At 63.1% G+C, this 6,406-nt stretch carries 8 protein-coding genes and 1 pseudogene; 7 read left to right on the plus strand and 2 right to left on the minus strand.

Annotated elements, in window-relative coordinates; translation table 11 throughout:
* Positions 1–421: pseudogene (locus GYA94_RS23320) on the plus strand (hypothetical protein); the annotation flags it as partial.
* 107 nt (positions 422–528) lie between these two features.
* Here GYA94_RS23320 and prmB read toward each other — a convergent pair.
* Positions 529–1,437, minus strand: coding sequence for a 50S ribosomal protein L3 N(5)-glutamine methyltransferase (prmB, locus tag GYA94_RS23325; RefSeq protein WP_009683238.1), 909 nt, complete (start codon positions 1,435–1,437; stop codon positions 529–531).
* Positions 1,438–1,616: 179 nt separating this feature from the next.
* On the opposite strand from prmB, the gene GYA94_RS23330 reads away from it, so the two are divergent.
* The 5 genes from GYA94_RS23330 to GYA94_RS23350 all read left to right on the plus strand — a co-directional run bounded on the left by GYA94_RS23330 (position 1,617) and on the right by GYA94_RS23350 (position 4,286).
* A complete protein-coding gene (locus GYA94_RS23330; RefSeq protein ID WP_161893188.1) occupies positions 1,617–2,207 on the plus strand; it encodes a cysteine hydrolase family protein in 591 nt (196 codons plus the stop codon).
* Positions 2,208–2,292: 85 nt separating this feature from the next.
* Complete coding sequence (locus GYA94_RS23335; protein WP_161893189.1) at positions 2,293–2,613, plus strand: hypothetical protein; 321 nt, start codon at positions 2,293–2,295, stop codon at positions 2,611–2,613.
* Positions 2,614–2,679: 66 nt separating this feature from the next.
* Entirely contained in the window at positions 2,680–3,240 is a 561-nt protein-coding gene (locus tag GYA94_RS23340) for a Smr/MutS family protein (RefSeq protein ID WP_009683235.1), read from the plus strand.
* A 69-nt stretch (positions 3,241–3,309) separates the two neighbouring features.
* Positions 3,310–3,855 carry a GTP cyclohydrolase I FolE gene (folE, locus tag GYA94_RS23345; RefSeq protein WP_054911867.1) on the plus strand — a complete coding sequence of 182 codons (546 nt, stop codon included), beginning with the start codon at positions 3,310–3,312 and terminating at the stop codon, positions 3,853–3,855.
* A 59-nt stretch (positions 3,856–3,914) separates the two neighbouring features.
* Positions 3,915–4,286 (plus strand): glutaredoxin, encoded by a 372-nt coding sequence (locus GYA94_RS23350; RefSeq protein ID WP_009683233.1) that lies wholly within the window; start codon positions 3,915–3,917, stop codon positions 4,284–4,286.
* A 119-nt stretch (positions 4,287–4,405) separates the two neighbouring features.
* Here the strand turns inward: GYA94_RS23350 and GYA94_RS23355 are convergent, their stop codons facing one another.
* On the minus strand, positions 4,406–5,008 hold the full coding sequence (locus GYA94_RS23355; RefSeq protein WP_161893190.1) for a glutathione S-transferase family protein: 603 nt from the start codon (positions 5,006–5,008) through the stop codon (positions 4,406–4,408).
* 144 nt (positions 5,009–5,152) lie between these two features.
* Here GYA94_RS23355 and GYA94_RS23360 point away from each other — a divergent pair, with 144 nt between their 5' ends.
* Positions 5,153–6,343, plus strand: a complete 1,191-nt coding sequence (locus GYA94_RS23360) for a benzoate/H(+) symporter BenE family transporter (RefSeq protein ID WP_161893191.1) — start codon at positions 5,153–5,155, stop codon at positions 6,341–6,343.
* The last annotated feature ends 63 nt before the right edge of the window (positions 6,344–6,406 follow it).

The following is a 6,406-nucleotide window of genomic DNA, read 5'->3' on the forward strand; positions in this document are numbered from 1 at the left end:
CGCGCAGTGGCTGCAGCGCAAGTGGTCGCATTACCAGGTCGAGGGCATGCCCTTGCCGAACAAGGACGCGCTGAACGAAGACTCACGCCTGCGCCGTGACCACTGCCTGCGTGGGGTGGGCATCGAGGTGGAGTACGAAGACGCCCAACACCTGAAAGGCCGCACCGTGGAAATGCCTGTGGGGCAGTTGAAAGCAGCCTGGAGCAATGAACGGCTGCAACGGGTGGCTATTCTTGACGCCGCCAGCTTGCTGCAGCAGGCAGACCAGCAATTGCAGGAAAAAGACGCACAGCTGCGCGAGCGTGATGAGCGGGTGGCCAAGTACCAGCGTGAAGATGGCGGGCTGCGCTTTACCATTACGTGCCTGGTGGCGTTTGCGGTGTTTCAGGCGGGGCTGCTGATCTGGATCGCAACCCGTTAAGACCGCGTTGCCTGTTTCGCGGGCTTGCCCGCTCCCACAAGGACCGGTGATATACCTGTGGGAGCGGGCGTGCCCGCGAATGGGCTGCAAAGCAGCCCCGTTCGGAATCAGACGCGGCCCTTGAACAGCTCCTGGTGCTGGCGGCACTGCTCAGCGGTCAGCATGAACACCCCATGCCCGCCGCGCTCGAACTCCAGCCAGGCAAAGTCCACCTCGGGGTACAGCGCCTCCACATGCACCTGGCTGTTGCCCACTTCGACAATCAGCAAGCCTTTTTCGGTGAGGTGGTCGGCCGCTTCGGCCAGCATGCGCCGCACCAGGTCCAGGCCATCATTGCCACAGGCCAGGCCCAGCTCCGGCTCGTGGTGGTACTCGGCCGGCATGTCGTCGAAGTCTTCGGCGTCGACATACGGCGGGTTGGACAGGATCAGGTCGAAGCGCTGCCCCGGCAAGCCGGCAAAACCGTCGCCCTGCACGGTGTACACACGGGCGTCCAGGCCATGGCGCTCGATGTTCTGGTTGGCCACTTCAAGGGCCTGGAACGACAGGTCGGCCAGCACTACTTCGGCCTCGGGGAACACGTCGGCGGCGACGATGCCGATGCAGCCCGAACCGGTGCACAGGTCCAGAATGCGTGCCGGCTCGTTGGCCAACCACGGCTCGAAGCGCTTTTCGATCAGCTCGCCAATGGGTGAGCGCGGCACCAGCACGCGCTCGTCGACGATGAACGACATGCCGCAGAACCAGGCCTCGCCCAACAGGTAGGCAGTTGGCACGCGCTCTTCAATACGGCGCTTGAGCAGGTGCTGCAGGCGCACCCGCTCGTCGTCTTCGAGCATGCAGTCCAGGTAGCTGTCGGCCACCTCCCATGGCAGGTGCACCGCACCCAGCACCAGCAGACGGGCTTCGTCCCAGGCATTGTCGGCACCATGGCCGAAGAACAGGTCATGCTCATGGAAGCGGCTGACTGCCCAGCGGATGTAGTCGCGCAGGGTGCGCAGGCGGGATGTGATCACGGGGTACTCCTAATTCAGAACGGACAAAAGTCTAACAGCCTGGGGCACAGATTTGTTCCATCGCATGGTTGCCGGGCTAGCCACAGGCCAGTAACCATGCCACTTGCGTTGTCAACCATTCCCATTGGCGCCAATGCAGGGGAGAATAGGTGCACAAAAGCCCTACCAAGGAGCCCTTGATGTCCGTTCCAACCACGATGTTCCGCCTCACTGGCCGCGATTACCCGCCGGCCAAGCTGAGCCACGCCAGCCTGATCATCATCGATGCGCAAAAGGAGTACCTCAGTGGGCCCCTGCAGTTGTCGGGCATGGACGAGGCCGTGGCCAACATCGCCAGGTTGCTCGACGCCGCGCGCAAAAGCGGCCGTCCGATCATCCATGTTCGCCACTTGGGCACGGTGGGTGGCCGTTTCGACCCACAGGGGCCCGCTGGCCAGTTCATTCCAGGGCTGGAGCCGCTGGAGGGCGAAATCGTCATCGAAAAGCGCATGCCCAATGCCTTCAAGAACACCAAGCTGCACGAAACGCTGCAGGAGCTGGGGCACCTGGACCTGATCGTGTGCGGCTTCATGAGCCATTCCAGCGTCAGCACCACCGTGCGCCGCGCCAAAGACTATGGTTACCGGTGCACACTGGTAGAAGACGCTTCGGCGACCCGCGACCTGGCGTTCAAGGAAGGGGTTATACCGGCCGCGCAGATCCACCAGTGCGAAATGGCCGTGATGGCCGACAACTTCGCTTGCGTGGCCCCAACCGCCAGCCTGATCTGAGGCTTTGGCACGACCGCCCGGCAGCCGGGCGGAACCCAAGGGGCGGCGGCAGGTCGAATTCCGGATATCCACAGAGGAGAGCGGAATGAAGCTCAAAGGCAGTTTCGACGCCAAGCGCCTGCGCCCGCGCCAACCGCGTAATTGGGGCGCCCGCCTGGCGGCCGGGCTGTCCGCCCTGCTGGCGACCCTGGGCGTACTGCTGGCCATGGCCGGCATCGCCGGCCTGCTCGGCAACTACCCTGCCCTGCAGGAACTCAACGCCAACAAGGCGTTGTCCAGCATCGTTACCGTGGCTGGTTTGCTGCTGCTGTGGCTGGGCGTGCGCTTGTGGCGGCACAGCCGCATTCGCCTGCGGCGCGGGCGGGAGCTGAACCTGTCGCCGCACCTGATGAAGAAGCATGATTGACGGTTTTGTATAGGCTGCATAAAGCCCCCACAGTCGCGTAAACTACGCCGCCCACGTGGAGGCACCATGCAAGACGACGATTTTTCCCTGTTCAAGGCCGAAGTGCGCGGCGTAAAGCCGATCCGCCACGACCGCGCCGAAGTCGGCAAGCCCAAGGCCGACCGCCAGCAGCTGGCCGGCCTGCGCCAGGCGGCGACCGTTCGCAGTGACAAGGCGCTGGTCATCGACGGTATGTCTGACCAGTTCGTGATCGACGTGGGCGCCGAAGACGAACTGATGTGGCGCCGCGACGGCGTGCAGGAAACCCAGCTGCGCAAGCTGAAACTGGGGCAGATCCCGTTCGAGGGCAGCCTCGACCTGCATGGCATGACCGTGGAGAAGGCCCGCGAAACCTTGTGGGCCTTCATCGCCGAAGCCACCAAGCTGGAAGTGCGCTGCGTGCGCGTGACCCATGGCAAGGCTGCGCGCCTGGACGGCAAGCGGCCGATGATCAAAAGCCACGTCAACACCTGGCTGCGCCAGCACCCGCAGGTGCTCGGCTTTGCCTCGTGCAGTGCCCGCCACGGCGGCACCGGTGCCGTGTATGTGATGCTCAAGCGAACCATGCTCGAAGGCCGCGACGAGTAACGCCGTGCTTGCAGCGCCGCGCGCGCCGCCGTAACCTTCGTTTTTGCGATTTTTTCCCAAGGTAGATCCATGTCCCTGGAACAGAACTACACCGAGATCCTCAGCCAGCTTGGCGAGGACGTCTCCCGCGAGGGCCTGCTCGACACGCCCAAGCGGGCTGCAAAGGCGATGAAGTACCTTTGCCGCGGTTATGAGCAAACACTGGAAGAAGTGACCAACAACGCGTTGTTCAGCTCTGACAACAGCGAAATGGTACTGGTCCGGGACATCGAGCTGTATTCGATGTGCGAACACCACATGCTGCCGTTCATCGGCAAGGCGCACGTGGCCTACCTGCCCAAAGGCAAGGTGCTGGGCCTGTCGAAGGTCGCGCGCATCGTCGACATGTTCGCCCGCCGCCTGCAAATTCAGGAAAACCTCAGCCGCCAGGTGGCCGAGGCTATCCAGCAGGTTACCGGTGCCGCCGGCGTGGCCGTGGTGATCGAAGCCAAGCACATGTGCATGATGATGCGCGGTGTGGAAAAACAGAACTCGACCATGATCACCTCGGTGATGCTGGGCGAATTCCGCGACAACGCCGCCACCCGCAGCGAGTTCCTCAGCCTGATCAAGTAACTGGCTGCAGACCCCGAGCCGACCCTTGCAGGTCGGCTTTTGCATTTCAGGAGTTGCCCATGATCGTCAAAGCCCTGCGGGTTGGCCTCGGCCAAGTCATCGTGTTCGCAGACTGGATCAGCCGCCCGGCCAAGCGCAAGCGCGACGCCGCCGCCCAGGCCCGCGTCGACCAGGCGGCCAAGGGCCTGGCGCTGTACCAGTTCCATGCCTGCCCGTTCTGCGTCAAGACCCGCCGCACCCTGCACCGCCTGAACGTACCGGTGGCGCTGCGTGATGCCAAGAACGACTCGGCGCACCGCCAGGCCCTGCAAGAAGGTGGCGGCCGGGTGAAAGTGCCGTGCCTGCGCATTGAAGAAGCGGGCAAGGTGACCTGGATGTATGAGTCCAAGGCCATCATTGCCTACCTGGATGAGCGGTTTGCTTCCGCCTGACAGGTTTCAGCTTTCCTGCACTGGCCCTATCGCCGGCAAGCCAGCGCCCACACAACAATACCTAACATATTGATTGTGGGAGCTGGCTTGCCAGCGATGCGGCCGGTACAGGTTAGCGGTCAACCCACCATCGGCACATGCCTCGGGTGGCTGGCAACCCGCGCCAGCCAGGCGCGAACGGCAGGGTAATCGGCCAGGTCGAACCCGCCCTGATGGGCCACATGGGTGTAGGCATACAACGCCACATCGGCAATCGAATACTGCTCACCGACCAGGTACGGGGTCATCTGCAGCTGGCGTTCCATCACCTTCAAGGCCTTGTAGCCGCCCTTGTGCAGCTTTTTGTATTCCTCCATACGCTCATCTGGCAGCCCCAGGTAAAACTGGATGAAACGCGCCACGGCAATGTACGGCTCGTGGCTGTACTGCTCGAAGAACTGCCACTGCAACACCTGGGTGCGCAGGCGCGGCTCGCTGGGCAGGAATGTACTGCCATCGGCCAGGAAATTGAGAATGGCGTTGGACTCCCACAGGTAAGTGCCGTCTTCCAGCTCCAGCACCGGCACCTTGCCATTGGGGTTCATCGCCAGAAACGCCGGCGTTTCGGTCTCGCCCTTGAGAATGTCCACCGGGTGCCATTCATACGGCCGGCCCAGCAGGCTCAACATCAACTTGACCTTGTAGCAGTTACCCGACTGGTAGTCGCCATAAACCTTGTACATCGCCCCTCCCTGCAAAGCAGTTTTGCAATTGCGCCCAATAGTTGGCGACTGTACGGCTAAAAGCAATGGCCGCTGTATGGCAAGGATCCACCTTGCTGGCTGTAGTCTGAAAAAACTGCTTACACCTTTACAAGGACTTTGTTCATGACCAATGCCACTTCCGCACGCCTGCGGCCCCTGGCAGACAGCGCCCCGTCGGCGGTGGTCGCCGGCTTCATCGCCATGCTCACCGGTTATACCAGCTCGCTGGTGCTGATGTTCCAGGCCGGCCAGGCGGCCGGGCTGACCACTGCGCAGATCTCGTCGTGGATCTGGGCGCTGTCGATTGGCATGGCGGTGTGCAGTATCGGCCTGTCATTGCGCTACCGCACCCCCATCACCATTGCCTGGTCCACCCCCGGCGCAGCGCTGCTGATCACCAGCCTGGGCGGGGTCAGCTATGGCGAGGCCATTGGCGCCTACATCACCTGTGCGGTGCTGGTGCTGGTGTGCGGGCTGACCGGCAGCTTCGAGCGCCTGGTCAAACGCATTCCGGCGTCGCTGGCTTCGGCGTTGCTGGCGGGCATCCTGTTCAAGATCGGCAGCGAAATCTTCATGGCGGCGCAGCACCGTACCCTGCTGGTGTTGGGCATGTTCTTCAGCTACCTGCTGGTCAAGCGGCTGTCGCCGCGCTATTGCGTGCTGGCGGCCTTGCTGGTGGGTACCGCACTGTCGGGCGCGCTGGGCCTGCTGGACTTCAGCGGCTTCCACCTGGAAGTGGCCAAGCCGGTGTGGACCACGCCGAGCTTCTCGCTGGCCGCCACCATCAGCATCGGCATTCCGCTGTTCGTGGTGGCCATGACCTCGCAGAACATGCCTGGCGTGGCCGTGCTGCGCGCCGACGGCTACCAGGTACCGGCCTCGCCCCTGATCTCGGCTACCGGTTTTGCCTCGCTGCTGCTGGCGCCGTTTGGCTCGCACGGGGTCAACCTGGCGGCGATCAGCGCGGCCATCTGCACTGGGCCGCATGCCCATGAAGACCCCAGCAAACGCTACACCGCAGCGGTGTGGTGCGGGATTTTCTACGGCATCGCCGGGGTGTTCGGGGCGACCCTGGCAGCGCTGTTTGCCGCGTTGCCGAAAGAGCTGGTGCTGTCGATTGCGGCGCTGGCGCTGTTTGGCTCGATCATGAACGGGCTGACGGTTGCCATGAGCGAAGCGCGCGAGCGGGAGGCGGCAGTGATTACCTTCATGGTGACGGCGTCGGGGCTGACCCTGTTCTCGATCGGGTCGGCGTTCTGGGGGATTGTGGCGGGGGTTTTGGCCCTGGTGATTCTTAACCCGCGCAAGGCCTGAAGGTTATTGATGCCTGTACCGGCCCTATCGCTGGCAAGCCAGCTCCCACAGGGATTGCATCAG

This window comes from Pseudomonas juntendi, assembly GCF_009932375.1.
Taxonomy (GTDB): Bacteria; Pseudomonadota; Gammaproteobacteria; order Pseudomonadales; family Pseudomonadaceae; genus Aquipseudomonas; species Aquipseudomonas juntendi.